This window comes from Sphingobacterium faecale, from assembly GCF_016746095.1.
In the GTDB taxonomy this organism is placed as follows: Bacteria; Bacteroidota; Bacteroidia; order Sphingobacteriales; family Sphingobacteriaceae; genus Sphingobacterium; species Sphingobacterium faecale.
Window position 1 is genome coordinate 198677 of the sequence record NZ_JAERTY010000008.1, and the last position, 26070, is coordinate 224746.

The 26070-nt window shown below is 38.4% G+C and carries 25 protein-coding genes and 1 tRNA gene; 16 read left to right on the forward strand and 10 right to left on the reverse strand.

The window, feature by feature from the left end; all coding sequences use genetic code 11:
• Nucleotides 1–106 precede the first annotated feature (106 nt).
• Nucleotides 107–610 carry a hypothetical protein gene (locus JKG61_RS14710; protein ID WP_202103712.1) on the forward strand — a complete coding sequence of 168 codons (504 nt, stop codon included), beginning with the start codon at nt 107–109 and terminating at the stop codon, nt 608–610.
• A 16-nt stretch (nt 611–626) separates the two neighbouring features.
• On the opposite strand, the gene JKG61_RS14715 is transcribed toward JKG61_RS14710, so the two are convergent.
• Nucleotides 627–2360 carry a M61 family metallopeptidase gene (locus JKG61_RS14715; protein ID WP_202103713.1) on the reverse strand — a complete coding sequence of 578 codons (1734 nt, stop codon included), beginning with the start codon at nt 2358–2360 and terminating at the stop codon, nt 627–629.
• Nucleotides 2361–2543: 183 nt separating this feature from the next.
• Here JKG61_RS14715 and JKG61_RS14720 point away from each other — a divergent pair, with 183 nt between their 5' ends.
• Nucleotides 2544–3407 carry an N-acetylglucosamine kinase gene (locus tag JKG61_RS14720; protein ID WP_202103714.1) on the forward strand — a complete coding sequence of 288 codons (864 nt, stop codon included), beginning with the start codon at nt 2544–2546 and terminating at the stop codon, nt 3405–3407.
• A 26-nt stretch (nt 3408–3433) separates the two neighbouring features.
• Entirely contained in the window at nt 3434–3949 is a 516-nt protein-coding gene (locus JKG61_RS14725; RefSeq protein ID WP_202103715.1) for a glutathione peroxidase, read from the forward strand.
• A 141-nt stretch (nt 3950–4090) separates the two neighbouring features.
• On the opposite strand, the gene JKG61_RS14730 is transcribed toward JKG61_RS14725, so the two are convergent.
• Nucleotides 4091–4675: a thymidine kinase gene (locus JKG61_RS14730; RefSeq protein WP_202103716.1), complete on the reverse strand. Its 585-nt coding sequence runs from the start codon at nt 4673–4675 to the stop codon at nt 4091–4093.
• A gap of 143 nt (nt 4676–4818) precedes the next feature.
• Between JKG61_RS14730 and JKG61_RS14735 the strand changes: the two genes are divergently transcribed.
• Nucleotides 4819–5673 carry a hypothetical protein gene (locus JKG61_RS14735; RefSeq protein WP_202103717.1) on the forward strand — a complete coding sequence of 285 codons (855 nt, stop codon included), beginning with the start codon at nt 4819–4821 and terminating at the stop codon, nt 5671–5673.
• 66 nt (nt 5674–5739) lie between these two features.
• Here the strand turns inward: JKG61_RS14735 and JKG61_RS14740 are convergent, their stop codons facing one another.
• Nucleotides 5740–6222, reverse strand: a complete 483-nt coding sequence (locus tag JKG61_RS14740) for a hypothetical protein (protein WP_202103718.1) — start codon at nt 6220–6222, stop codon at nt 5740–5742.
• Nucleotides 6223–6345: 123 nt separating this feature from the next.
• On the opposite strand from JKG61_RS14740, the gene JKG61_RS14745 reads away from it, so the two are divergent.
• Nucleotides 6346–6660, forward strand: a complete 315-nt coding sequence (locus JKG61_RS14745; RefSeq protein ID WP_202103719.1) for a YbaB/EbfC family nucleoid-associated protein — start codon at nt 6346–6348, stop codon at nt 6658–6660.
• 16 nt (nt 6661–6676) lie between these two features.
• Nucleotides 6677–7375, forward strand: coding sequence for a metal-dependent hydrolase (locus tag JKG61_RS14750; RefSeq protein WP_202103720.1), 699 nt, complete (start codon nt 6677–6679; stop codon nt 7373–7375).
• 58 nt (nt 7376–7433) lie between these two features.
• Here JKG61_RS14750 and JKG61_RS14755 read toward each other — a convergent pair whose 3' ends face one another.
• The gene (locus JKG61_RS14755; protein ID WP_202103721.1) at nt 7434–8291 is read right to left on the reverse strand and encodes an N-acetylglucosamine kinase; all 858 of its coding nucleotides are present in this window, start codon (nt 8289–8291) and stop codon (nt 7434–7436) included.
• A 196-nt stretch (nt 8292–8487) separates the two neighbouring features.
• Nucleotides 8488–10212 carry an MFS transporter gene (locus JKG61_RS14760; protein ID WP_202103722.1) on the reverse strand — a complete coding sequence of 575 codons (1725 nt, stop codon included), beginning with the start codon at nt 10210–10212 and terminating at the stop codon, nt 8488–8490.
• 484 nt (nt 10213–10696) lie between these two features.
• Between JKG61_RS14760 and rho the strand changes: the two genes are divergently transcribed.
• Entirely contained in the window at nt 10697–12202 is a 1506-nt protein-coding gene (gene rho, locus JKG61_RS14765; protein WP_202103723.1) for a transcription termination factor Rho, read from the forward strand.
• Between the two features lie 106 nt (nt 12203–12308).
• Nucleotides 12309–12992, forward strand: a complete 684-nt coding sequence (locus JKG61_RS14770; RefSeq protein ID WP_237249488.1) for a CDP-alcohol phosphatidyltransferase family protein — start codon at nt 12309–12311, stop codon at nt 12990–12992.
• Between the two features lie 3 nt (nt 12993–12995).
• Here JKG61_RS14770 and JKG61_RS14775 read toward each other — a convergent pair whose 3' ends face one another.
• Together JKG61_RS14775 and JKG61_RS14780 are read right to left on the reverse strand one after the other, a co-directional pair.
• Nucleotides 12996–13409, reverse strand: a complete 414-nt coding sequence (locus JKG61_RS14775) for a hypothetical protein (RefSeq protein WP_202103725.1) — start codon at nt 13407–13409, stop codon at nt 12996–12998.
• A gap of 73 nt (nt 13410–13482) precedes the next feature.
• Nucleotides 13483–16272, reverse strand: coding sequence for a hypothetical protein (locus JKG61_RS14780; protein ID WP_202103726.1), 2790 nt, complete (start codon nt 16270–16272; stop codon nt 13483–13485).
• 678 nt (nt 16273–16950) lie between these two features.
• Here JKG61_RS14780 and mgtE point away from each other — a divergent pair.
• The 4 genes from mgtE to JKG61_RS23335 all read left to right on the forward strand — a co-directional run bounded on the left by mgtE (nt 16951) and on the right by JKG61_RS23335 (nt 20625).
• Nucleotides 16951–18330, forward strand: coding sequence for a magnesium transporter (gene mgtE, locus JKG61_RS14785; RefSeq protein WP_202103727.1), 1380 nt, complete (start codon nt 16951–16953; stop codon nt 18328–18330).
• 108 nt (nt 18331–18438) lie between these two features.
• A tRNA-Asn gene (locus JKG61_RS14790) sits at nt 18439–18515 on the forward strand.
• 184 nt (nt 18516–18699) lie between these two features.
• Nucleotides 18700–20001 carry a tyrosine-type recombinase/integrase gene (locus tag JKG61_RS14795; protein WP_202103728.1) on the forward strand — a complete coding sequence of 434 codons (1302 nt, stop codon included), beginning with the start codon at nt 18700–18702 and terminating at the stop codon, nt 19999–20001.
• A 447-nt stretch (nt 20002–20448) separates the two neighbouring features.
• Complete coding sequence (locus JKG61_RS23335) at nt 20449–20625, forward strand: GNAT family N-acetyltransferase (RefSeq protein ID WP_394371092.1); 177 nt, start codon at nt 20449–20451, stop codon at nt 20623–20625.
• Between the two features lie 303 nt (nt 20626–20928).
• Here the strand turns inward: JKG61_RS23335 and JKG61_RS14805 are convergent, their stop codons facing one another.
• Genes JKG61_RS14805 through JKG61_RS14815 form a run of 3 tightly spaced genes read right to left on the reverse strand, consistent with a single transcriptional unit; the run spans nt 20929 to nt 22837 of the window.
• A complete protein-coding gene (locus JKG61_RS14805) occupies nt 20929–21798 on the reverse strand; it encodes an AraC family transcriptional regulator (protein WP_202103730.1) in 870 nt (289 codons plus the stop codon).
• A 37-nt stretch (nt 21799–21835) separates the two neighbouring features.
• Nucleotides 21836–22213, reverse strand: a complete 378-nt coding sequence (locus JKG61_RS14810; protein WP_202103731.1) for a hypothetical protein — start codon at nt 22211–22213, stop codon at nt 21836–21838.
• A 21-nt stretch (nt 22214–22234) separates the two neighbouring features.
• Nucleotides 22235–22837: an SCO family protein gene (locus JKG61_RS14815; RefSeq protein WP_202103732.1), complete on the reverse strand. Its 603-nt coding sequence runs from the start codon at nt 22835–22837 to the stop codon at nt 22235–22237.
• Between the two features lie 190 nt (nt 22838–23027).
• On the opposite strand from JKG61_RS14815, the gene JKG61_RS14820 reads away from it, so the two are divergent.
• The 4 genes from JKG61_RS14820 to JKG61_RS14835 all read left to right on the forward strand — a co-directional run bounded on the left by JKG61_RS14820 (nt 23028) and on the right by JKG61_RS14835 (nt 26058).
• A complete protein-coding gene (locus tag JKG61_RS14820; protein ID WP_202103733.1) occupies nt 23028–23687 on the forward strand; it encodes an SCO family protein in 660 nt (219 codons plus the stop codon).
• A 178-nt stretch (nt 23688–23865) separates the two neighbouring features.
• Nucleotides 23866–24081, forward strand: a complete 216-nt coding sequence (locus JKG61_RS14825) for a hypothetical protein (RefSeq protein ID WP_202103734.1) — start codon at nt 23866–23868, stop codon at nt 24079–24081.
• Nucleotides 24082–24292: 211 nt separating this feature from the next.
• On the forward strand, nt 24293–25138 hold the full coding sequence (locus tag JKG61_RS22940; RefSeq protein WP_237249489.1) for a FixH family protein: 846 nt from the start codon (nt 24293–24295) through the stop codon (nt 25136–25138).
• Nucleotides 25139–25161: 23 nt separating this feature from the next.
• Nucleotides 25162–26058: an MbnP family protein gene (locus JKG61_RS14835; RefSeq protein ID WP_202103735.1), complete on the forward strand. Its 897-nt coding sequence runs from the start codon at nt 25162–25164 to the stop codon at nt 26056–26058.
• Nucleotides 26059–26070 lie beyond the last annotated feature (12 nt).

Sequence of the window (26070 nt, forward strand, 5' to 3'; positions counted from 1 at the left end):
GATGTATGATTAGGCTGTGGAGTGCCAAATAAGATAGGTAGGCACTTTGCTGTTAAGGATTTTTTTTACACTGGAAATGTATTAATTTTGGAATATAATATTTAGTATGAATCACATTTTACGTAGTTTTTTATTTGTAGCAATTTTGCTTTTCGTAGGTAAGGATAGTTTCGCTCAGTTAGACAGTCAACACGCAGTCGGTGCACGCTTTGGTTCGGCGACAGGTATCAATTATCGGTATACGTTATCAGCGGATCGTGCTGTCGAAGCCATTATGAGCATACAGAGCAATTCGAGATCTAATCGTTTTAGGGTGGTCGGATTGTATCAGTTTCACAAACCCATCAATGATGATTTTTCATGGTATTATGGTTTTGGCGGAAGTGTAGGCAGTTATAAATATAAAGCATTTACAACTGCGGATGGCCAAAAAGTTCCGGCAAATTCGGAAGTTGCGCTAAGTATTGATGGTGTTATTGGAGCTGAATACCGTATACCCACTACTCCCTTGTCGGTTTCGTTGGATCTGAAGCCTTATTTTGATTTTATTCAAGAGTCTAGTATCCGTTTGATCGATCCATTTGGCTTTTCGATCCGTTATAAGTTTTAAGCCTTAGTGGTTGTCTCTATAGAGACAACCACAACTTACCTAATGCTGCTGTTGAAGCTTCAATATTTGGAATAGCTTCAATGCTAAACGCTTTTTTATCGGATTGGAGTACCGTAATTTCTAATGTGCTCACTATACCGTCACGGGCTATGAGCACATTAACAGTGTCGTGCACTTTTGCTTGTGTAAGGATGTGGTCAAGGGCTTTGCCTTGTGGGTCGATGCGGTGTCCGTTTATTGCGATTAGCTCGTCTTCAACATTTAATCCTCCTAGCCATGCTCCAGAGGCACGATCGACTTGTTTAATAATGCTTTTTCCTTCACTATGTGCTACTTTTATGCCTAAGGTTGCGTGGCTCTGACCGGCGTTATGATCGACTAACTGGTAACCAACACGGTTGAAGTATATATTGTAATCAAGCTCTTCTAGGCTATGTGCTGCCTGAAATATTTTCTGTAGGTCGACACCGGTTACTTGTTCGGCCAATCGTAAAAGTTCTTCTTCTTCAAATCCTCTATTTTCGATGAGGTAAAACTGTTTGTAGGCAGCTTTAAGTACATCGTCTAAACGATATTTTCCTTGTGTATCTGCTATTATTTTGAGATCCATTGCTACAGCAAGCATTGCTCCTTTGTTGTAGTAGGAAATACTCGTATTATGGGAGTTTTCGTCAGGTCTGTATTGTTTGATCCATGTGTCAAAACTGGACATAGCTGCACTTTGTAACTCGTATCCAGGTCTGTTGTAGACCGTGTTGAAGTCTATTGCTAATTGTTGCAGGTACTCCCGTTCGTTATAGAAGCCACACCTCCGAATGATCAGGTTGTCGTAATAAGATGTAAATCCTTCCATGATCCATAAGCCGGTTGTATAGTTTTCCTGTTCATAATCGAAGGGTCCTAAGGCTGTAGGCCGTAAACGTTTTACATTCCAAAGATGAAAATATTCGTGTGCCACAAGACTCAGATAGGCTTTGTATGTATTTGGCTGACTATAGGTATACCTCGACGCGGCTAATATCGTTGAGTTAAGATGTTCGAGTCCTCCGTGTGCATTCTGATAATTGTGGGTGACGAAGGTATAATGCTGGTTGGGATTAGAGCCCCATATGCTGTTTTCTTCGGCTACTATTTTGGATACATCTGCGCTGAGCTGTTCACGGTCGTAGTCCGCTATACCTACCATCGCAAATTCATGGGGAACACCCTCTACTTCAAACGACCAAGTATCTTGATTGCCTATTTCTAGGGGGCTGTCGTAAAGTATGTCAAAATTAGCTGCATGGTAACTGTTTGATGTGCTTGCGCGCTCTAAACCCGTTGAAATTTTACTCCAATGTGGGGGGGGATTTACAGTAATATCACAAGGTAGATATAGGTATCCGTGAATATACATAAAAACTCCTACTGGACTAAGGAAGGCGTGCGAATAATCGATATGACTGGTACGGACAGAGTTCTCGAAAGCATATACTGCATATTTAACGATAATGTCGTTTTTTTTATGATCTACCCTCCATGTGTTTTTACTTGTTTTGTATGCTTTAAGTTCTTTGCCATCAGTTGATGAAACGGAAAAACGCTCTATATTTTTTGGATATTCGCGAATCAGGTAGGAGCCCGGTGCCCAGACGGGCATCTTCAAATCGATATAGTCAAAAGCGGTAAATGATTTGATATGCATTTGCACTTCTACATAATGTGCCTGCGGTTCGCTGAAAGAAAGTGTAAAATGGATAGAGGGGGTCATTGTATAAATTAAGTTGTTTTTGCTGGATTCAAAGGTAGGGCTAATGCCATGGAGTTCAAAATTATATCTAATATATAAAATGTACGAAAGACGGTTAATTTTTCGTTTAGGTATTGGTGAATCCAAAGCATTTTATCTAAGTTTGGCTTAGAAAAGTATTATTGTTTATCAAAGTAATAGTGAATGATTTTAGTTGCTGATAGTGGCTCTTCTAGCTCGGATTGGATGTTAAACGTGCCGGATAGTACTCCTTTGTTCTTTAAGACAAAAGGGTTAAATCCTTTTTTCGTTAATGAGAAAGAAATTGAAAAGGTGTTGAAGGATGTCCCTGAAATTATTCCTTATATCGATGAGATAAAGGAAGTGTATTTTTTCGGGGCCGGCTGTATTACTCCAGATAGGAGGGAGATTGTTTCTAACGCTTTGACGGTTTTGTTTCCGGAAGCTTTTGTATCAGTTGAATCGGACTTGTTGGGAGCAGCCTTCGCTACCTGTGGCTCGACAAAAGGACTTGTAGCAACATTGGGAACGGGATCGGATATCAGCTATTATGATGGGGAGAATCTGTTGCCGAGTATACATGGCAACGGGTATGTTTTGGGCGATGAAGGATCAGGAGCATGGTTTGGTAAAGCCTTGATAACAAGTTTTCTTTATGGGACTATGCCTAGGGATCTCGCTAAGCTTTTTGAAGCCAAGTATCATGTTACAAAAGATATCGTGATCAAAAATGTATATCAACGGGATAGGCCGAATTCTTATTTGGCTTCGTTTATGCCGTTTATGTCAGAGAATAGGGCGCATCCATATGTCGATAAGCTATTGACTGATGGTTTTGATGAATTTGTACGGACTAATATTATGACTTATCCTAATTTTTGGGAGTATAAGTGCAATTTTGTAGGAAGTATTGCTTATGTTTTTGATATGCATCTACAGGCTGTATGTAATTTGCACGGGGTAGAGGTTGGAAAAATATTACGTTCGCCAATAGAGCAGATATTTCATTTTATTATACAGCGAGAAGCAAGTAGTGTTAGTTTTTAACGGTTTTAAAAAAAATAGATTTAGTTATGTTTACAGTTGCATTGATTATGGTACTTAACATGATTGTACCACCAGCCTCAAGTGTTTATGATTTTTCTTTTAACGCTATAGATGGAAAAAAGGTGGAGTTGTCAGAGTTTAAAGGGAAAAAGATATTGATTGTGAATACCGCTTCAAAATGTGGTTTTACGAAGCAGTATAAAGATTTGCAGGAACTTCACAAGTTGTATGGTGATAATTTAGTTATCATAGGTTTTCCTGCAAATAATTTTGGTAATCAGGAACCTGGGGCTAATACGGATATCAAGGAGTTCTGTGAGGAGAATTATGGGGTGAGTTTTTTGATGGCTGAAAAGGTCGAGGTGAAAGGGGATAAGATTCATCCACTTTTCAAATTTTTAATCGAGCAGCCTAATCCGGATTTTACTGGGGCTATCAAATGGAACTTTGAGAAGTTCTTAATTGATGAAAATGGGAAATTAATACATAGATACCGTTCGCAGGTCAACCCGATGGATATGGTGTTGACAGGACAGTTATAAAAAAAAACACTCTTGATGGGCAAGAGTGTTTTTAACTAACCAATTTTTAACCTAAATTTTGATGAAACTCATCTTTATGAAGTACACAACAAAAGTACGGTGCGTCTTGTGTATTTAAGGTTACTTAAAATTAAGTTTGTGTTAAATATTGTTGGTCATGAGATAGCAGTATCTGCACAGGGGTTCGTAACTTTCTTTTTCTCCTAATAATACGATGTTTTCATTTGCTGTGATTCGATGGGAGAAGTTTGCAGGCGCTCCGCATCTTAAACAGACAGCGTGTACTTTTGTAATATGTTCGGCTATTGCTAATAGAGCCGGAATAGGTCCAAATGGTCTGCCTTGAAAATCCATGTCTAATCCTGCTACAATAACACGTACCCCCCGGTCTGCTAATCGGGCGCATACATTAGGGAGCTCCTCGTCGAAGAACTGGGCTTCGTCGATCCCTACTACTTTAGTATCACTACTTAATAGTAGTATGGCAGAGGAATGATTGACAGGGGTGGATGGTATACTGTTACTATCATGTGATACTACTTCTTTTTCGGCATATCGTATATCAATAGAGGGTTTGAATATTTCAACAGGAAGCTTGGCAAATTGGGCTCTTTTCATTCTACGGATTAACTCTTCGGTCTTTCCTGAAAACATCGAGCCGCAAATAACTTCGATACTACCTGTCTGCCCCTCTCTTCGGTTAAAATATTGTTCGGAAAATAGCATAATACTTTTTAATAAATTGTGCTTTGGGAATTGTTAATATATCTCAAATCCGTACTTACAACAGCACGAATATCGAAATTATATCTTATTTTTGATGTATATAGAGGGTAGGCACCTTATTTTCATTTAAAAAAACGATACTCATGGCGAAATCTAAAGATCAATTGTTCGCGAAGATAGATAATCTTCTTTCTGATATTAACTCTAAATATGAATTGCTAAAGTCTAATGAAGAGCTTGATGCCGTAGAGCTGACTCTTTTAGAGGGAGATATTGATTATTTGTCTAATCATATCAAAGCATTGGGATACTTTGTGGAGTTTGAGGTGACAGAGTTCGTGAATGATGTAGCTTTGGAAGCTGTTCCGCCTGTATTTGCACCGGAACCTGATGTGGTTACTTCGGAGGAACATAGGGATGCTCCAGAAGAAATGGCATTCTCTTCAAAGGTCTATTCTGAAGAGAAAAGTCCGGCAGCGGATATGCCGATAGCTAACTCCGGGCCGGTTGTGCATACTTCGTTGGTCGAGGAAAAGCGGGTCGAGGAACCTGTGCCGCAAAAAGTAGTTGAAACGGTGGTGCGTGAAGTTGTAGAAGAGGAGAAAGTGCTGATCGTTGAGCAGGTCGAAGTTAAAGTCGAGACCGTAAGACATGAGGAGCAATCCTCACGACCGTTGACTATCAATGAACTGATTCAGCAACAACGTCAGGCAGGTGTAAATATGACCCAACAGTTTCAGACCTCTACTGCGCAGGAGCGTGTGGTTGATTTGAAGTCGGCGGTCAGTCTGAACGACAAGCTACTGTTCATCAAAGATCTGTTTAACGGGTATAGCCTGGCCTACAGTGAAGCTTTGGAGTTATTGAATAGATTAAACAATTTTGCCGAAGCTGATGCATTTTTGCAATCTAATTATGCCTTGAAAAATGGATGGGCAGAAAAGCCACAGACTGTGGATAAGTTTTATATTCTCTTGAGAAAGAAATTTTCTAATTAAAGCATACAAAACAACGAGGGCATCCTTTTCGGGATGCCCTCGTTGTTTTGTAATTAAAAGAGGTAACTAATTGAGATCGAATTTGATCCAATTCGTATCGTTATGGCCAAAAATAAAATATTTGGGCTGAATGATCTCTGCTAAGATTTCTACATCTTGAAGATAGTTGTCCTCCTGTATATCGAACTGCTCCGTCTGGATAATGTATATATTGTTGTTCTTTATGGCTTTAGTTCCGGATTGCAGGTTGATAAAGTCTGGGATTACTCCATATAGACTCTCATCCCGCTGGATTATTATAAATATGGCAATGTCCTCTTGAAAATGATCGACCAAAGTACCTCCAGCTATTTTTACTTTTTCCTGAAGTAATGAGGATTGATTAATCTGAAAATTATTGTTTTGATCTATGATACAGACGGAGGGGATGGCATCGGCTGTTAGAAACTTTAGTTTATGAATAATGGTGTCGATTTCTTCTTCCCAATGTTCGGCCAATGCATTGTCTTTTTGTCTTAACGTAGCTATTATCTCCTTGTATTTTGTCATAGTGCAAATTTACACAGGGTAAGCATATAAACCTAATTATGTTGGTTATTTTGAGCTACAATCTTGATTTCGTATTTTGGTCGTAGAAATATAATGTAGATTAAAATAAATAGAATAAATACTATGTTTGATAAGTTGTTCCAAGCGCAACAAAAGGCGCAGGAGATTAAGTCCAGATTAGACAATATTTCAGTTTCGGCGGAGGCTGAAGGAGGAAAAGTCCGTGTGGTTGTGACGGCGAATAAAGAGATAAAGGAGATTGTGATCAGCGATGAACTTTTTGAAGATGGTGACAGAGAGCAGATGGAAGATTTGTTGTTGGTCGCGCTTAACAAAGCATTGACTCAGGCGGAGAACGTAAGCCAGACGGAAATGCAAGCAGCTACGCAGGATATGTTTGGTGGATTGGGAGGTTTAGGGAACCTTTTTAATAAGTAGTAATTAAATATTTGGTATGAACAGTAATACAGTCAGCGCTCGTTTTTTAGGGCAGTCATGTGTAGAGTTTGATTTTAATGGTACCAAAGTACTATTGGATCCTTTTATTTCATTCAACCCTCTGGCTAAAGGTGTGGATGTGCAATCATTGAAACCTTCATACATCTTTCTCAGTCATGGACATCAGGACCATGTGGCTGATATGGCTGTAATTCAGAAGAATAGTGGTGCTAAGGTGGCGGCAATTGTAGAGACTGCTGCTTGGGTCAGGGGACAGGGCGTTCCTGAAGAGAACGTATTGGAGTTTAATTTTGGTGGAACTTTAGATTTGCCCTTCGGAAAAGTGAAAATGGTGTACGCACTCCATACGAACTCGACACCAGATGGACAGTATGGTGGTCTTCCTTGTGGTTTTGTCTTTTTTGTAGGTGGAAAGAAAATTTATTTTGCGGGAGATACAGCGCTGACACTGGAAATGAAATTGTTGGAAGACCTTCAGTTGGACTGGGCATTCTTACCTATAGGTGGTCATTATACGATGGATATGTATGATGCTGTGAAAGCGTCAAAATTCATTAATTGTAAGCAGATAGTTGGAATACACTATGATACATTCCCGCCAATTTCGATCGATAAAGATGAAGCGATGAAAGTTTTTTCTGAGGAGGGACTAACCTTACATTTGCCCATTGTTGGTGATACGGTGATTCTATAAAACAGAGAGAGGAGCAATATATAATGCTCCTCTTTCTGTTTTATAAGATAAACTGTTTCTAGTTTTCTAAGGATCTATCGATATGGAATTTGACTAAATCGTCAATCGGTGAACGTAGTATCTTGCCTACCTTCATTCCGTACTGTGCAGCCTTTTCCTCTAATACATTTCTGAAATTGTAACCTACAGATCCTATACAGTTAAATGTATAGCTTTTGTAGTCTGGGTATTTACTTACTAAATTTGCAAAAAATGCTTCAAAAGAATCATCAACGATTTTGCGCGTATATTCGATGTTCACATTGTTGTCATAGACGAATTTGCTAAAACTAGCACAAAAGCGATTTGCTAATGGTTTGGTGTAAACATTGTCCATAATTTCGTCGGGAGTGAGCTTGTAGGTCTCATAGAATACTTTAGAGACATCTTCTGGCATTAACCCGCGGACAAAGTCTGTTAATAGTTTTTTGCCAATGTAAGAACCCGAGCCTTCATCTCCTAGGATATACGCTGCAGAATTAATATTGTGGGTGATTTCGTCACCATCGTAGATACAGCTGTTGGTTCCTGTGCCTAATATGGCTGCAAATCCGGCTTCTTTGCCTAATAATGCACGGGCTGCGGCTAGTAGGTCATGGCCGATTTCGATTTTTGCATTTGGAAATAAAACGCGGAAAGCCTCTTCGACAATCTTGGCTTTTTCTTCGTTATGTACGCCTGCTCCGTAGTAATTAACTTCTTTAATTTTGTCTAAAGGAAGATCCTGTGGTAATCCTTTCTTTAGAGAGTTTACAATGTAGTCGCTTCCTACGAAGTACGGATTATAGCCCTCTGTATTAAAATAGATTTTTTTTTGATTATCGTCTAATAGGCACCAATTGGTTTTGGTTGAACCTCCATCTGCAATAATGATCATTCTAGTTTGTTTTAGTCCAGTAATTCAAATGTTTATATGCACCTCGAAGATACATTTTTATTAACAAATATCCATGATAAACTATTGTAATATTTTGAGAATAAAAGCTTGAAAACAAAAAAAACGCTCTTAAATTAATTTTAAGGGCGTTTTTTTTGTTTAAAACTTAGTGTAAAAAGTACAATTAGTTTTTGATTTAATGACTTACCGTACCTTCAACTTGGTCAATGTCTATATTTTGTTTCTTGAGGAATCGTTTAGCCAATAGTGCAAAAATGATGATATACATAAATCCGAATAAGGGAATAATATAAGAATTGTGTATGCCTATAATGTCGGCTAGTTTTCCTTGTATCGGTGGAATAATACCTCCTCCGAGAATCATCATCACCAAGAATGCGGAACCTTGTTCGGTATATTTGCCGATGCCCACTATGGAGAGGGAGAAAATCGAACCCCACATAATCGAACAGGCTAAGCCTCCGGTCAAGAAAGCATAAATTGCAACAGTACCAGAAGAAATAAGTCCGATCAGCATGGAGAGTACGCCTAGGCCACCAAAAATTACCAATGTGCGGACAGGTTTTTCTTTACTGATAAAGAATGCAATAACTTGGACGGCAATACAGACTGCGAAGAAAAATAAATGAGACATGTTAAATCCAGCTAGTGAATTTACAGCGAGTATTATTCCGAAAGCGACGAACGGTACCGTGGCTACGAGAATCTGTTTTGTGGCTTTCGCAAAGTTAAACGCGGCAACAGCGCCAGCCCAACGACCAATCATCATGCCTCCCCAATACATAGAGATGTAGGGGGTTATTTCCGAAGATTGTAGGCTACCAAACTCTTCTAAAGTCAATAGCTCTCCTAAATTGCTACCTATGGCTACTTCCACGCCAACGTAGATAAATAGAGCCAACATCCCCAATACAAGTTGAGGGTATTTCATTGCTCCCCATCCCTCGGCCGTCTTGGTTGCTCTGCTATAGGAGAATAACAATGATCCTACAACAACAATAAAAGCCCCAAATAATAGCGCCATTCGTTTTAATTCTAATGGGTGGCCAATTTCTTTGATTTGATCTTTTAACTGTTGGATTAGTCCACTGTCCGAGGTTGACTTGATCTGCTCTTGTAAGCCTACAATCTGTAGGGCGATATCACTTTTGTAACTTAAGAAAACAGGAATAAACATACACGCCAGAAGAACCGTCATGGTAATCAATGTGTTTTTTGCTTTGTTTGCCGATTCCATAGGTTCGTCGTTGATACCCGCAGGTACTTTCTTCGAGAAATGAAAGAGGGCAGCTGCAAGAATGAATAACAATCCGACTCCTATATAAAGGTATATGACCTTATTTAGGGGTAAATTTGATATTTCGGTGTCCGATATAGTCTCAAAGGTGCCGAATAGCGCATATCCAATCACCAATGGGCCAATCGTAGTTCCGAATGAATTTACAGCTCCACCTAGATTAACTCTAGAAGCTCCTGTTTTCGGATCTCCCAATAATACAGCGAAAGGGTTTGCAGCGGTCTGCTGTAGGGAAAATCCAAGGGCTACAATGAATAATCCAATTAGCATTCCAAAATAAAGGTTCACTTCGACAGCTACAATCATAGCTGCTGCTCCTAGGGCAGAAAAAAGTAGACCATAGACTATACTTCTTTTGTACCCCCATTTTCCCACAATATCTTTTCCTGATAATGTCCCGAAGATGAATAGCAGTAATGCTCCTACGTAATATGCGCTATAGAACGCAAAATCAATGAGCTGTGACTGAAATTGATCGAGGTGGAAGTAGTTTTTACAGAAAGGAATGAAAATACTGTTTCCAGCAGCGATAAAGCCCCAAAAGAAAAATACAACTATTAAGGTGTATAGGGCGGAATAATTGGTTTCCTTATTATTGTTCATTATGTATATTTATTTATGCTTGTTTTCTTATGTATAAATGAGCTCGTTTCACTCGGTTTGTTTTATTATCTATTATTAACTTGTTCCGATTAATCGGAATGGAATACTCACGAGTATTTGTGATTTGCTCAGCAGTTGTATTTCAATATATGTTAGTTTGTACTATTCGTACTTAACAGTGAATTTTTTTGGTTTAAGTACACTTACGGGAGTTAAACATACGAAAAAAATAAATATCTTCCATTGGGAATGATATCTGTATGGGCAATAAGTACTTGTATCCGGATAGAATTTTTATTTTTTCTTTGAAATATCAAATCTTATGGTTTTCTTTGTGCATTCTCAAGTTTATCCTGATTCAGAATAAGAAAGTGACATTTTTTCCGTTTTAATTATATTAACTTAGATAGGGAAACTTTTTTAAGTCGTAAGGTTAAATTTCAAATATTAAAAATCCAAAAAATACAATCATAATTCAACATTAATGAATATTAACGAATTGAATTCAAAGCTCGTGTCAGAATTGCGCGAGATAGCGAAGGTGTTAGGCATTGTAGAGGTTGAAAAACTTCGTAAACAAGAATTAATTGATAGGATTGCTGAAGTCGCTCAGCAACCTATGGCAGAAGTGCCCGTAGCAGCTCCAGCTGCAGAAGAAGAGGCAGGTGCAGCAGAAAAGACTCGTCGTCGTACGAGGACAGTCAAAACTGAAGCTTCTCCTGTTGTACGCAGAGATAAACCAGATGATCAACCTGCACCGAACTTATTTAGTTCAGAACCTGCCTCTAAAGATAGTGTGAAGACTTCTCCAGAGCAAGAAGCTCCTGTTGAAAATAAAAAAGTAGAAAGCTCTTCCTCTTCGGCTAATACTGATTTTGATAACGTTATTGTTAATGAAGGCGTGTTGGAGATTATGCCGGATGGTTATGGTTTCTTACGCTCTTCGGATTACAACTATTTGACATCTCCGGATGATATCTATGTGTCACAGTCTCAAATCAAATTATTTGGACTTAAGACCGGAGATAATGTAAGAGGCTGTATCCGCCCCCCTAAAGAGGGAGAAAAGTATTTTCCTTTGGTAAGAATTGAATCGATCAATGGGCAAAATCCTGCTGAAATCAGAGATCGTGTTCCTTTTGATTTCTTAACTCCTTTATTTCCTGATGAGAAGCTGAACCTGGACCTGGGTACAAACAATTACTCAACACGTATCATGGATTTGTTTACACCTATAGGTAAGGGACAACGTGGACTGATCGTGGCACAACCTAAGACCGGTAAAACGAATTTGTTGAAAGAGGTTGCGAATGCAATCGCTAAGAATCACCCCGAAGTGTATCTTATCATTCTGTTGATTGATGAGCGCCCTGAAGAGGTGACAGATATGGCTAGATCTGTGCGTGCAGAGGTAGTTTCTTCGACTTTTGACGAACCTGCAGATAGGCACGTAAAGATCGCTAATATCGTCTTGGAAAAGGCGAAACGTATGGTAGAGTGTGGGCATGATGTCGTTATTTTATTGGATTCAATCACAAGACTTGCCCGTGCTTATAATACTGTGGCGCCTGCATCAGGTAAAATCTTGTCTGGTGGTGTGGATGCTAATGCTTTACATAAGCCTAAGCGCTTCTTTGGAGCCGCTCGTAATATAGAGAATGGAGGGTCATTGACTATTTTAGCTACTGCTCTTACAGATACAGGATCTAAAATGGATGATGTTATTTTCGAAGAGTTTAAGGGGACGGGTAATATGGAGTTACAGTTGGATCGTAAGCTTGCCAACAAACGTTTGTTCCCAGCTATAGACCTTACTGCTTCAAGTACGCGTCGTGATGACTTGTTGATGGATAAGGATTCTTTACAACGTCTATGGGTGTTGAGAAATCACCTTTCCGATATGAATTCTACGGAAGCTATGGAGTTCTTATTACAACAGTTAAGAGGGACACGTTCGAATGAAGAGTTCTTGATTAGTATGAATGGATAATCTGTAGGGGAATAATGTGCTCTTTTATGGTGATTCCATATTAAATTGATATTTTTAAGCCATCTAATTTTAGATGGCTTTTTTGTTACTTATTTTAAATATATCGATGAAAAAATATATACCTAATACAATAACGTGTTTGAATCTTTTTAGCGGCTGTATCGGTGTTCTGTGGGTTCTTAAAGGGGAGTATACATTGGCTTTGTATTGCGTGGTGGCTTCTGGTATTTTTGACTTCTTTGATGGAATGGTGGCGCGATTGCTTCATGTAAAATCATTAATCGGAAAAGAGTTGGATTCTTTGGCTGATATGGTTAGCTTCGGTTTTTTGCCTGGAGCGGTGATGTACACACTGTTGTTACAGGCAACGGAAAATGTCTATATACCATATCTTGGTTTTTTGATCACCGTGTTTTCGGCTTTGCGCTTGGCAAAGTTTAACATAGACGAGCGACAGACGTCCGATTTTATTGGTGTTAATACGCCTATGAATACATTCTTAATTGTTTCCCTACCTTTTATGGTTGCATCTTTTCCTTTGATTCTGGGAAATGTTTATTTTTTGTTGGGATTGACTTTGGGCTGTAGTTTATTGCTTGTTTCTGAACTTCGTCTTTTTTCGATGAAGTTGAGTTCTGTGGGCTGGGCTGAAAATAAGTTTAAATATATATTTCTGCTTGTCTCATTAGTACTTATTCTGGCCTTCAAAATCGCAGCTGTTCCTATGGTATTTTTGTCTTACATTTTGTTTTCTGTATTTCATTTCAGACAGCAAGGACGTAATGTGTAGTTTTTAGCAGTAATTATATTCCTGGATCGTAGATTCTATTTTATCTACCCAAAGCTTGGTGATCGCTGCAAGTTCATATTTTTCCTCTTGAGCAAGCTGTATCATAATATGATTGAGTGTTTGGTGCATTTCAATGTATTCGGGAAACTGACCATATATGTCCTTGAAATCATTGAGAACCTCAGCGATATGGCAGTACATTTCATATTCGATAAATTTGAGCCGGTGACAAAGGTTAGCATCTAGCCAGTCCTGTTCTAATTTAAAGCCGCTTTTGATATGGGTGTCGCAGGCGGAATTGAAATCTGTCCTCGTACGAACAAGGTCTTTCTTTATATTTTCTTTTTTTAGGAGAAGATCTTCGAAAATCATTGTCAACTTTTCTTGCAACTCCGTTTCCTTTGGTATCAGTGCCATAAGTATGTTGGTAGTTTGTTCGCGTATAGTAGGTAACAATTTGATTTGCTGTTTGTTTTCTTGTTTTTATATCTTAGTAGCTATAGCTGAATCCGAATGTCGGGAATATTGTTTTACTTGCTTTGCTGTCATTTATGTAGGTTCCTTTTATCGATGCCGTAAATAGTGGTAAATTGTATTTAAATAGGTTAAAGTCGAGGTCAATTCCTAAACTATTCGACTTCGGGATAAGGTTTGCCTGATGTATATTTTGATAGTTTGCAGAAAGACGTGCCCGTATACGTTTTATGTAGGCAAACTGACCTATAGATAGATCGGGGTAGCTGAGCGGTAATCTGTAGTCAAATAATAATGTGTTTTTAATTTTATGGTAGGGGATGTAGGAAAATCCTTCTATAGTAGGAATGTCTTGGGTGTAGGTGTATCTGCCTGTAGTGGATTGCATGCTGTATCGTGCCTGTAAGCTGTGGTTTAGTGCAATACCTGGGAAATAGAAGTTGGTGCGGAGGGACCAAGCTGTTCCACTGAGTTGTTCTTCAAAAGGTAAATGACGGAAGGTGAAACTGAAATTCTGTCCCCAACGCGGCATGATGTCCATAGTTGCTCTACGGGCATTTCGATTGAAATAAACTTGGTAGTTCAATGGGAAGGCCAGTTCGTTACTGAAATTCTGTAGATTGGCTAAACTTATATTATACCTTTTGATGTAAGATGTGCCGAAATTGAATCCGTACGAATATATAGTGTTACCACGATACTTACTGAAAGGCAGATTAATGTCTAATGCGGTGATGTGCTCTCTCCAATCGAATGCTATTGTGGAAGAACTGTTTGTTTTTGCGGAGCCAATTTGTCCTTTGTCTGTGTAGGATAGGGTGATCTTTGGAAAGTATTTTTGATAGGAGATGGACGCTGAATAGGTGCTTTTCTGTATATCATTGTCGTACTCATACCCTAGCCTAAGGTAGGTCGTGTTGAGAAGGTCATTTGACAACCAAAAGATACCTGGTTTGAGGTTGTCAAAGTTTTCGAAATCATTACCGCTCAATGTTAAACTATGAAAGTTGATCATGTTTTTGATTGTGCTGTAGTCTTGTATTGTATATGCTCCGCTACTCGTATTATCCGAACTGTGGGTCTGATCTCTGGTTAAATTCTGATTGCTATATAATGTGGTTATAGGCTGTAGCGTAACAGGTTGTTTTTTTAACTGAGATATTGGGGTGCTGGCGATCTGATAGCCTTGCTGTGTGTAATCATTATACCATAATGTGTCGCAATGAAGAGAAGGGTTAAAGATACCAAATCGACTGTCTGTTAGTTGGGTTAGAGATCCTTTGTGCCATCTGAACAGGTCATCTTTATTTCCGTAATTGGCCTTGAATATAATGTCTTCCCGGTCGAAAATAGGTTTTTCAAATTGGATATTCGACCAGTCGAGAAGTGTAATCAATGATTTGTTTTGAAGGTCGATCTGCATTAAGTTTGTGCCTTTTTCGGACACGGCTATAGCTATGAGCTGATTCCCTGCTGCGTTGAACTGGGGTTGTTGAAGATGTATTCCTGCAGGGAGGGGGATGGAATCTATCCGCTGCGTAGAAGCTATATCTAGCCGTATAATAGAAGTTCTGTTTGCAAGATCTACTTCTATGCAAGCAATCTCTTTCAGGTCGGGAGATATTACGGGGCTATAGTATCGTGTGTTTTTACTCAGTGTTTTTTTTGTTTTACTGACGATGTCATAAAGCATAATAATATTGTAGGTTTGTTTTTCAAACCTTGCATCTTTCCGGTATTCGTCCCACGTGATAAGTTGATTCTGTAGGTGAAAATAAGGCATGAGTTGTATGCCTAAAGGTAGAATTGTGCGGTGTTTTTGTCCGCTTTTCTGGTTTATTTGAACTATTCTCGTCGATCTTTGAGGCCCTTCTTGTAGGGCAAACGTGCCATTGTTATTACGTTGAGGTAGAAGATAGCTCGTGGGATAACGGTCGCGTTTCGGGATTTCTGGGGTAACATTGTTGGTCTCCGTCTTCCATTGGAGTGCCAGATTTGCCATTGTCAACTTGAAAATATCACTGGATTTTGCTCCATAAGTCTTCTTCAGACTCCGTTGGAAATTAAAAGGACGGAGTAATTTTCCGTTCATTTCACCCAATATCTTGTCGTGTATGAAGGGGTCTTTTTGGAATAGTTCGCTGTTCATAAAGTAGCCTATGGTATAGAAACTAGGTACTATGTCTTTAAAAGAACCGTGTACATATTTATTGAAATCGTAGGTTTTTCCTGAGAGAATATCTGTTCGGATGGGCATCTGCCAGGACGAGAGACGACCTCTACCACCATTCGAAAATAGTGTCTCTTGTAGAACTGCATCACCTTCAAAATACCAGCCTGGAAGATTTAGGCCGAATAAGGCTAGGGCTAATTGCTCTCCAAATGGTGCTCTTATTTTTCCTGTCAAATTGTCAAACTGAGCAATATGACGGGTCTCATGAAGGACTAGGTTTGGTAGCCATTCCTGATTGTCTGCAATAGCGGAGGGGGTGGAGTAAACTTCTGATTTACGTGGTGCCAACTGTACAAAGCCGTTTTGCTGTACGTGGTTTTGCTGAACAATAATATCGATGAAACGTGATTTCCTTTCTAAATCTGAGGATGTATTTTGAATGTATTTTGAAAGATTATCGGCTAACTTGGGAGCGGCTGAGCTAAATTCACTTGGAAAGATAAGCCGGAATTGTTGGGTAGAGATTTGTTTCCATTTTACTTTATAATGCGCCTGGCTGTAATCAAAAACTTGACTAAATATTAGATAGGTATTAATTGTTAATATAAATGATAGTAATATCTTGATTTTCATTTATTAGTGATTTGCTATTAGTTTTTAATTGGCTTTTGCTAAAAATAGTAGTAATTATGATTTGTTTGATGTTTTTCTTTGCTTGATATGTTGTCTGTTAATTATTTGTTATTCAGAGTTTAAATAAATTTTTTGTTTTATTTTTTTAAGTTTTTTTGTGCTTATAAGAAAACGAATGCAGTCTGCAAGTTATAAACTACATCGTTTCGTTTATGTCCTAACTAAGGTACTGTTTTTTTAGTAAAAGGATATCATTGTTTTGTCTTGTCAGGTCGTCGCTGTTGTTCTTTTTTTAAGAAGGCAATACTGTTTTTTTGGGGGATAGTGCGCTTGACTTTTTCTGATAGATTTTGAGATAAGTTTTTGGGTATAGCAATGAGGATATTTAATTGTTTAGTGGAGCAAATGATATGAGTAGGTGTAATTATGATAAAGACTTGCTCCATTATTTTTTTATGTTTTGTGGGTTTGTTGGAGTGTGACATAATGTCTTTCCTTAGGTTCGCTCTTATCTTCTGTTGAGGCTGGTGGAGTCAAAAAAAAAGATTATATTTTTTGGTTTAAAAAAGCGACTTTTGCAAGCGTACTTAAACCACGGTTGTGTGTTTTGTAGGTGCACACTAATTAACATACTCTTTCAAAAGAAGTAAATCATGTAGGATAAATATCGGAGGCAATATGGAAGAATTGGAAATGCAGGTCGTGTATATAGAACAGCTGATTGAAGGGAATAATCTAGCGGAACTAGAGGGTTTTCTGAATGAACTTAATATTTCTGACGTTGAGGAACTGATTGATGAACTTCCTGAGCATGGCGCGCTTTTTTTGGAGACGCTTAGTTTAAAGCGAGCTGTTAATGTATTCCGTATTTTAGACTTTCCGACACAGGAACGTATCTTCAAAAAATTATCAGCAACAAAAGTTCGAGAGATTATCAATGAGATGCCTCCCGATGACCGGACTTCGTTTTTTGGGGAGCTGAAGGGAGATGTTGTAAAACGTCTTATCATCATGCTTTCTCCTGAGGAACGAAAGGAAGCGCTCTCGCTGCTGGGCTATCCCGAAGATAGTGTGGGGCGACTGATGACGCCAGATTATATTACGGTGAAAGCGCATTGGAGTATTACGCGTATCCTAGATCACATACGTAGGTATGGAAGCGCCTCCGAGACCATTGATGTGTTGTATGTGATAGATTCGGAAGGAAAGCTTATCGATGATATTAGAATTAAAGATATTCTACTGGCGGATCCGGATACCAAGGTCGGGGAGCTGATCGATAATCGTTTGATTTCTCTCAATGCAAATGATCCCCAAGAGGATGCAGTTACGGTCTTCCGGATGAATAATAGGGTCGCTCTACCTGTAGTAGATGAGCAGGGGATTATGTTGGGGATTGTGACTATTGATGATATCCTTTGGGTGGCTAACGAAGAGTATACGGAAGATATGCAGCGTATTGGTGGTACCGAGGCGTTGGATGAACCGTATTTGGACGTATCCATTATGCATTTGGTTAAGAAACGTGGAGGATGGTTGGTGGTACTGTTCTTGGGGCAGCTGCTGACAGCGACCGTTATCGAGCAGTTTGAGGGTGAGTTGGAGAAGGCTGTTTTTTTAATGGTGCTAATGCCATTGATTATGTCTAGTGGTGGTAATTCGGGTTCACAGGCTTCGACTTTAATTATTCAGGCTATGGCTATGGGAGAAGTGACGCTGTCGGATTGGTGGCGTGTGATGAAACGTGAGATAATTTCGGGCTTGTTGCTGGGGGTGATTTTGGGTATACTGGGGTTTGTGCGTGTTGCGGGCTTTGAAGCATTTTTGGATGCCTATGGTGAGTATTGGGTGTTGATTGGGATAGTCGTGAGTCTTTCTTTGGTCGGTGTCGTTATGTGGGGGTCGTTGACAGGGTCAATGTTGCCTTTTATTCTTAGGCGACTGGGTGCTGATCCTGCGAGCTCGTCGGCTCCTTTTGTATCGACCTTGGTTGATGTGACAGGATTGATAATTTATTTCACTATTGCTAGTCTTATCCTGAGAGGAATTTATTTGTAAAAAATCTGATTGGGTTTGAGGAAGTTGCAATTTTATGCTTAAAAATATTTGCAAAGACAAATTAAACTTCCGATAATTGCATCACCGAAAGGGAAAACAACATAAGATTCCTGAATAGCTCAGTTGGTTAGAGCATCTGACTGTTAATCAGAGGGTCGCTGGTTCGAGCCCAGCTTCAGGAGCCAATTTAAAAAAGCTGTTTTTGATATCAAAAACAGCTTTTTTTGTTTTTTAGGACGATTAGGACGTCTTTCCTACGCCGTGACGGATACCCCTAAACGGTGTGATTTACATAGTTTTTTGTTGAACTTCACGTCGTTTTGTTACAAATATGTAACAGAAATTTTGGCGTGCTTAAGGAAAAAAATTATGGCAACCGTAAGCGCAAAAGTTTATGAGCACCACAAGAAAAGTGATGGCACTTACAATGTAAAAATCATTGTCTACCACAAAGGTGAAAGAAAGTACATCGACACGACACACTTCGTAGTCAAAAGACAGCTGACCAAAGAGTTTAAAATCAAAGACCCATTTCTTGCGGATATCGTAGAGCAGCAGCTAAGGGATTATCGGAGAACCATCAGCAATATGGAAAGTAAACTCGACTACTTTTCAGCAGAAGCGTTGAGGAATTATTTAAGAGAAAAAGATAAGGACATCGACTTTATCAAGTTCTGCGATACCCATATTGCAAGATTGAAACAGGAAGGAAGGGTCAAGACTGCCGAAAATCAAAACGTAGTTCGGAACAGTCTGGTTGATTACTTCAATCGTGCTTCAGTATCTATCAACGAGATCCATTATAATATGCTTATGGCGTATGAGCGGTATCTAAAGACCAAACGTACCCTTACCCGTCTAAACCAATTCGGACAGCCGGTAACCACCACCGTGGATGGCGTGAAAGATGCAACTGTCCACAACTACATGCGCGATCTGCGGACGCTTTTCAACGAGGCCCGAAGGTATTACAACAACGAAGATATCGGTGTCTACCTTATCAACCATTATCCATTCAAGAAATATAAGGTTGGTTCACCCCCATTAACTAAAAAACGCAACAATTCGCTCGAACAGGTATTGGCCATCCGCGACTGCATCGTAAAACCAGGAAGTCGTGCCGAATTGGCTACCGAGCTTTATATGCTTTCGTTTTACCTTTGTGGTATCAATGCTGTTGATCTCTATCAGCTTAAGCCAGAGGATATCCGAAATGACCGTATAGATTATAACCGCTCTAAAACAAAGGGGAAGCGAAAAGACCATGCTTTTATCAGTATCAAGGTCGTTGATGAAGCCAAACCGTTGTTGCAAAAGTATATCGGAAATCTTCAGTCTCGCTACTCTACTATAGGAGCTCTCAACAAAGCGTTGAGCAAGGGAATGGAACAGGTCTGTAAACTCACGGATATACCAAAAGCAACCTTTTATTGGGCCAGACACACCTTTGCCAGTACGGCTAGGAATGAATGTCGTATGAGTAAAGATGATATAGCTCTAGCACTTAATCATGTTGATGAAGGTAATCGGACAACTGATATTTATATCGATAAAGATTGGAAGATTGTGGACGATGTACAGCGAAAAGTTATTGCACTATTTAGAAAAGTTGAAATTAAGGTAATGAAGAAAATGCAAAAAGAAAATCAGACAGCTAATGTTGCTGCCTAGGAACGATAATGAATTACATGGGAATAATTTTCCGATGTAATTCTTTTTCAGTGTTAAAAACGTAAATTTGATAGACGATGAAAAATATAGTTTGGTTTTTTATAACCTGTATCATTGCAACCGTAGGCTTCTTTGCCGCTCTATCTATGAGAAGTCCTTGGATAGGTTTTGCTGTTGCCTTCGGTATATGGTTTATATTTATTTGGACAACTACAAAGCCAAGAAAACGTAAAAGATGATTCGAATTAATATATACTATCAAATATTGTGATATTAATTTGGATACAATTTTTAGCAATTTATCTATAATTCTGACTAGGAAAAGGATACCTAATATAAACTAATCAAATCGCATAAGAATCTCTTTGCGATTTTCCGCATATTGAGAAATACAAATTTCTAAGAGAGACTTGCGTACTTTTTCCAAAGTCACACGATGCTGCAAGTATAGCATTTAAAAATTCACTTTGCAGTGTGATTGTTTTAGATTTAGATAATAAAGAAGAAGTGGTAGGTATGGGGCGATTGGTTGGCGATGGGGGCTGTCATTGTCAAATTGTAGACGTATGTGTCTTGCCAGAGCACGAAAAGAAGGATTTAGGAAAGCTTATCATGACTATGTAGAATGATTTTATTGATAACGAGTTACCTTCTTCTTGTTATGTCAATCTTATAGTGGACGGAAATGCCTATGAGTTATATGCCCAATATGGTTTTGAGCCTGTATGGCCAAAATCAAGAAGTATGGGTAAAGTATTAAGAAAATGGGTAGCAAATAGAATATACCCTTTGACCAGTGTAATTTACTAGAGCCAATTTACTTAATGAATTTTAATTAATAAGAGTTTTCTGCTTTCCTACATCCGTCAAAAACTGGCAGCCCCATTTCATTGGAACTGCCTTAAATATTTTTCAGGTATCATTATTTTATTTTTGTTGTTTACGAAATTCCTCTGGACTAATTCCATAATTCTTTTTAAAAAAGGTAATGAAATATGATGAACTATCAAATCCAAGTTCAAATGAAATCTCCGAAACAGTTTTGAACGTATGGAATAGCAATCGTTCTGCTTCCAGTAATACCCTACCACGTATTAGATCTCCAACTTTTTTATTCCGTCTTTCTCTACATATACGATTCAAATAATTTGTTGAGATATTTAACTTCTCCGCATAAAATGATGGAAATCTTTCCTTTCTATAGTATTTTTCAAGTAACTGTTCGAATGTCCGTATTTTACCTTCTTTCTCATTATTGTTTGGAATACCTACGGTAATATCGCTACAACGATCCAACATCCCTAATACGATATTTAGGTAGGATCGTAGAATCGACTTTGAGTCTGCATTTAGACGTTTAAATTCGTCGTACATTGCATCCATCATCAGACACCATCTGGGTATATCTATGGTGTCCTCCAAATGATTATAAATAGAACTCACTTTTAAAAAGGAAAAATCGTGTAAAACGTTATCATTGTAACGCTTTGTAAAGAAAGCATCTAAGAAAAGCATAACCCACCCTTTAGCTTTATCATTTATTTCATATGTACAGACACTAGATGGTGCAATGCTAATTGCTTCTCCACTTTTAGCTTGTATGATCCTTTGATCGATGGCAAATCTCCCACAATCTTCTTCAAAGTAAATGATCGTATAAAACATTCTTTGATGAGGAACGGACAGAAAATTACCCTGCTGATGAAAAGTGTGAAGCGGCAAGATGATAAACCCAATATTTGGGTTTGCAAAGTCCTCCAGTGTCAAAACTTTTATATTTTCTGTTCTGACAACCATAATAATATTACCTTAACTTAAAAAATCGATAGATCAATTAAGTGAGCAATACAGGTGGTTTGAAAATATTAACGAAAAAACCATCAGACAAAGGTCTGGAAGACATTTGTGTAAAAACAATATCTTCTACGGTTTGTGGAGTGTCCTGTTTTTGATCCAAATCGAAAACAGGTAGTATCATAACAACTTCTAGAAGCTTGATCTTTATTTTTGATTCACTGCTATTATTTTCCTCTTTTATTTTCTCCTCTAGATAACAGGATCCTTTACAAACTGGAATGAGGTCAAACCTATTAATACATAGCTGATTTTCAATGTAATCCCGGTTAATTTCAAATCCCATATAAATCCACATACTACTTGTGGACTGCATAATAACAGCCAGAAGCAACGATATGTATATGAATCTTTTCAAAGTCCGCGAATCTAGTGAAATTTATATTTCTTTTCTTAAAATAATAACGTCTTCTAAAAGTCTTTTCATTTCTTTGTTCGAAGTGCCATCATATACTCCCCTGATATGAAGATTTTTATCAACCAAAAGAAGACCGCCACTATGTGTAAAACCTCCGGGAGCTAAACTATCAGGATGAGCTATAGCATAATAGGATTTTTCAGCTAAATGCATTACTTCACTCTGGTCTCCGTGTAGAAAATGCCATTTACCTTCTTTTGCCTGTATACGTTCTGCATAAGCCTTCAATGCAGGTACGCTATCCCGTTTAGGGTCTATGCTGTAGGAAAGTAAAACCACATCGTCCATACCAAGAGTCTGTTCCTGTAGTTTTTTCATATTTACGTTGATCTGAGGGCAAATCGTAGGACAAGAAAGAAAAATAAATGATGCTACATGGATCTTGTTCTTCAGCATGTTTAATGACATTTCCCTATTATCTTGATCAATCATCGTAAATGTGTCAATTGTAGGGTATATTGTAGTATCCCCCTGCACTAATGGATTACCTAAATAAGGTAATCTTTCATGCTGACAAGATGCAAAACAAAATACTATCAAAAGGAACAAGAGTGCTCTACTCATAAACGTGACAAAATTGTATGATTTTAATCCAAATATACATTTTGTAATGATAAATTTCAGGTTTTAGGTCTGTTTATAGCTTGTAAATACTACTTAATGCACGAAAACCTAAATCAATAGCACGCTTATATAAGTATCTAAGGAGGTTTATAGTAGTAACTTTGTTGCAATAAATTTGGTTTAGTCTGATATGTGGAAAAACTATTTGCAATCGTTCAAAGTATGGTCATTGTTTACCGGGATATTTATTATTTGCTCTTGCACTGAACAACACAATGATGAAGATTTACCGATTATAGGTGAAATAGAAATTCTTACTACAGTCAATAATGGTAAAACCATTATTGATACCGTCTATCATCGTATACCGGCATTTCGTTTCGTAGATCAAGACAGCGTTTGGATTTCCAATACAGATGTCGCCGACAAGATATATTTGGCAGATTTTTTCTTTACACGATGTCCAACGATATGCCCATTGCTTGCCAAAAATATGCTTTCTATCGCAAAGGAGTTTGAACAGGAACAAAGGTTTGTTATTTTATCTCATACCATTGATGAAAAACATGATACGCCCATCGTGCTGGGAGAATATGCAAAAAAACTTGGTGCTCCATCAAACTGGCGATTTCTTAATGGTCCCCAAGATGCTGTTTACCATATCGCAGGAAAAGAAGGTTATTTTTCATATGCAGAAGAAAACCCGAATGTTCCTGGTGGATTCGATCATAGTGGAGCCTTTACGCTAGTAGATAGCGGTGGACATGTGAGAGGTGTTTATGATGGTACAAATGAAGAAGAGGCTCAAAAAGCGATTTTAGATATTAGAAAGTTATTGAAAAAACAGTAAAATTTAGACCAAATTGAAAGGGATCATCTCATTTATACTGCTGCTATCACTTGCTTACCAATGTTTGGGAAGTATGGGGGTATTTGTGTGGTTTGAAAGTAATCGATCCTATATTGCAAAAGAACTGTGCGAAAATAAAACTAGACCCCAAATGCACTGTAATGGACAATGTGTCCTGATGAAAAAACTCAAAGCGCTGGAAGAAAAATCTTCTGACAAAAGCCTCCCACAGCAAATGAAATACGAAACGTTTATTTGTCTCATGCAGGATTGGTTCGCGATGCCAGAAGAGCTATCAGTTTGTGTGGTGAAAAAGCATATAGCATATTACAATACAGGCTATAATTTTACGCTATTAAAAAATAATTTCCGTCCTCCTCGATTCGAAGCCTAATCTATTCTTATAAAATTAGTTTTACTGTGTTGACTATTGATGCTTTGATTGACATTAATGGTTAGCAGAGCAAATTTGGCGTTGAATAAAATCGAGCATGAAATTGAGATGTAAATAATATTGACACACAGGTCAAAAATTATCTTCGATGAGCTCGCAAGCTCGGTTGTTTACATCGAGTTCTCATTTGCCATTGAAAAAAAATTTACAAATGAAATCAATTTACTTTGGAAAGACACCTATGTTATTTAGCATAGTAGCTATTGCGTTGGTGTATAGTTTGACCGGGTGCGGAAATAATACACAGAACCAAAAAACGGAAGAAACTGTTGACACGGAAGAGACATCCGTTGATATATCCGCTTTGACCAAAATAGCAGATACGACTCTTACAGACAAAAAGATCAGCGTACTTGTAAGGGATAGTCTGACCAGCAAAAATGAAACGTTCTATATAAAGGTCACCGATCTTGAAGGAAATCCCGTCACAAACACAAATCTAGATTATAACGTGATCATGGATATGGGGATGATGTCCCATGGAGGACCTTACTATCCCATAGTCGATCTTGGTAATGGCTTATATAAGGCTGAAGTGGTTTTTATTATGGCCAATATGAAGGACATGGGCAAGGGGTGGATATTGAATACTGTTGTTAATAAAACAGATACATTAGCCTTTCTTTTGCCCGTCTCGGAGGTAAAGCAAGTGCGCACCATTCCAGTCGGTACCAAAGATGACGGTCGTGTGTTTGTAAGCCTCCTGTTGGATGACGAAGTCAAAACGGGAAGCAAGCCTATTGATTTTACGCTGCACAAAATGGAAAAGGAAAAGTTTCCTGAACTGGACGGTTATACCATCGAGGCTAAGCCTTTTATGCCGGATATGGGACACGGTTCTTCTGGGAATGAAGCAGCCACAGGTAAAGGTAATGGACGCTATAGCGGAACTGTCAATTTTTCTATGAAAGGTCCTTGGATAGTTAAAGTAAACCTTTTGAAAAATGGTGAAAAGGTTTCTCAGGAAGAACTGGTATTTCCTGTAGTCGTCAAATAACAAATCAATTAGCATTATAAAGAATGAAAAAACAATCTGTGTTTTTAACAGCGCTTGCTGTTATATTATTTACTTCCTGCGAAAAAGAAGTGATCAAAGAAATTGAAATCGAAAAGACAGTTTATGTAAATGAGGATTTTGATCCGGAAAAAAGTGTTGTAAATCTTACGTTCAACCATCAAATTAATAACACAACATTAGAACTGGGCAAAAACTATACGGATGATGCTGGTAATACCTATGCTTTTGATGAAATCAGGTATTGGGTTTCCAATGTAACTTTAATCAAGCCTACGGGTGAAGCTGTCGCTATCCCGAATTCCTACTACTTGGTGGAAAAGAGAGAGGCCTTATACTTTCATGGTGTTAATGCTTCAAATTCCGAAGCGCATGTAGCTCCCGCCAAAACAAGAGAAAGCGTCCTGATTGGAAATGTTCCTACAGGAGAATACAGCAAAATCAAATTTGCTATTGGTGTTGACCCAACATATAATGACAATTTTGCCATCACCGCTGGCGAGCTGAATATCAATCAGATGTCGCAGGTAGCAAGTTGGGCATGGAATACAAGCTACATATTTTTCAGAACAAAAGGGACATTCCTGCCGAAAGGAGGAACTATAGCAGACGCACTTAATTTTGTTACTGAAACAGGAGGGAATAATCTTTACCGCGAAGTCGAACTTACTTTACCTTCGAAAATATCGGCTACAGCAGGCAGTACCAATGAGATCAGCCTATCTGTGAATGTGCTCAGCACATTAAAGGGATTAAACGTAGCCGAATTTACAGGTCAGAAAGCGGCAGGATGGTCTGCAGATCCTAACCTCGCCAAATACACAAAATTTGTTAATGCCTCTACAGTCGACGACATGACGACCATCTCCGATAATGTAAAAGCAGCTATCCAATTGAAATAAGTTGAAACAAAA

Bases quoted from the DNA above. Each gene is read 5' to 3' on its own strand.
- rho (WP_202103723.1), top strand. From the start codon at position 10,697: ATGAATATTAACGAATTGAATTCAAAGCTCGTGTCAGAATTGCGCGAG.
- JKG61_RS14835 (WP_202103735.1), top strand. From the start codon at position 25,162: ATGAAAAAACAATCTGTGTTTTTAACAGCGCTTGCTGTTATATTATTT.
- JKG61_RS14720 (WP_202103714.1), top strand. From the start codon at position 2,544: ATGATTTTAGTTGCTGATAGTGGCTCTTCTAGCTCGGATTGGATGTTA.
- JKG61_RS14805 (WP_202103730.1), bottom strand. From the start codon at position 21,798: ATGGTTGTCAGAACAGAAAATATAAAAGTTTTGACACTGGAGGACTTT.
- JKG61_RS14730 (WP_202103716.1), bottom strand. From the start codon at position 4,675: ATGCTATTTTCCGAACAATATTTTAACCGAAGAGAGGGGCAGACAGGT.
- JKG61_RS14740 (WP_202103718.1), bottom strand. From the start codon at position 6,222: ATGACAAAATACAAGGAGATAATAGCTACGTTAAGACAAAAAGACAAT.
- JKG61_RS14770 (WP_237249488.1), top strand. From the start codon at position 12,309: ATGAAAAAATATATACCTAATACAATAACGTGTTTGAATCTTTTTAGC.
- JKG61_RS14775 (WP_202103725.1), bottom strand. From the start codon at position 13,409: ATGGCACTGATACCAAAGGAAACGGAGTTGCAAGAAAAGTTGACAATG.
- JKG61_RS14780 (WP_202103726.1), bottom strand. From the start codon at position 16,272: ATGAAAATCAAGATATTACTATCATTTATATTAACAATTAATACCTAT.
- JKG61_RS14825 (WP_202103734.1), top strand. From the start codon at position 23,866: ATGAAAAAACTCAAAGCGCTGGAAGAAAAATCTTCTGACAAAAGCCTC.
- JKG61_RS14750 (WP_202103720.1), top strand. From the start codon at position 6,677: ATGAACAGTAATACAGTCAGCGCTCGTTTTTTAGGGCAGTCATGTGTA.
- JKG61_RS14715 (WP_202103713.1), bottom strand. From the start codon at position 2,360: ATGACCCCCTCTATCCATTTTACACTTTCTTTCAGCGAACCGCAGGCA.
- JKG61_RS14815 (WP_202103732.1), bottom strand. From the start codon at position 22,837: ATGAGTAGAGCACTCTTGTTCCTTTTGATAGTATTTTGTTTTGCATCT.
- JKG61_RS14755 (WP_202103721.1), bottom strand. From the start codon at position 8,291: ATGATCATTATTGCAGATGGAGGTTCAACCAAAACCAATTGGTGCCTA.
- JKG61_RS14820 (WP_202103733.1), top strand. From the start codon at position 23,028: ATGTGGAAAAACTATTTGCAATCGTTCAAAGTATGGTCATTGTTTACC.
- JKG61_RS14725 (WP_202103715.1), top strand. From the start codon at position 3,434: ATGTTTACAGTTGCATTGATTATGGTACTTAACATGATTGTACCACCA.
- JKG61_RS14710 (WP_202103712.1), top strand. From the start codon at position 107: ATGAATCACATTTTACGTAGTTTTTTATTTGTAGCAATTTTGCTTTTC.
- JKG61_RS14745 (WP_202103719.1), top strand. From the start codon at position 6,346: ATGTTTGATAAGTTGTTCCAAGCGCAACAAAAGGCGCAGGAGATTAAG.
- JKG61_RS14760 (WP_202103722.1), bottom strand. From the start codon at position 10,212: ATGAACAATAATAAGGAAACCAATTATTCCGCCCTATACACCTTAATA.
- mgtE (WP_202103727.1), top strand. From the start codon at position 16,951: ATGGAAGAATTGGAAATGCAGGTCGTGTATATAGAACAGCTGATTGAA.
- JKG61_RS14795 (WP_202103728.1), top strand. From the start codon at position 18,700: ATGGCAACCGTAAGCGCAAAAGTTTATGAGCACCACAAGAAAAGTGAT.
- JKG61_RS14735 (WP_202103717.1), top strand. From the start codon at position 4,819: ATGGCGAAATCTAAAGATCAATTGTTCGCGAAGATAGATAATCTTCTT.
- JKG61_RS22940 (WP_237249489.1), top strand. From the start codon at position 24,293: ATGAAATCAATTTACTTTGGAAAGACACCTATGTTATTTAGCATAGTA.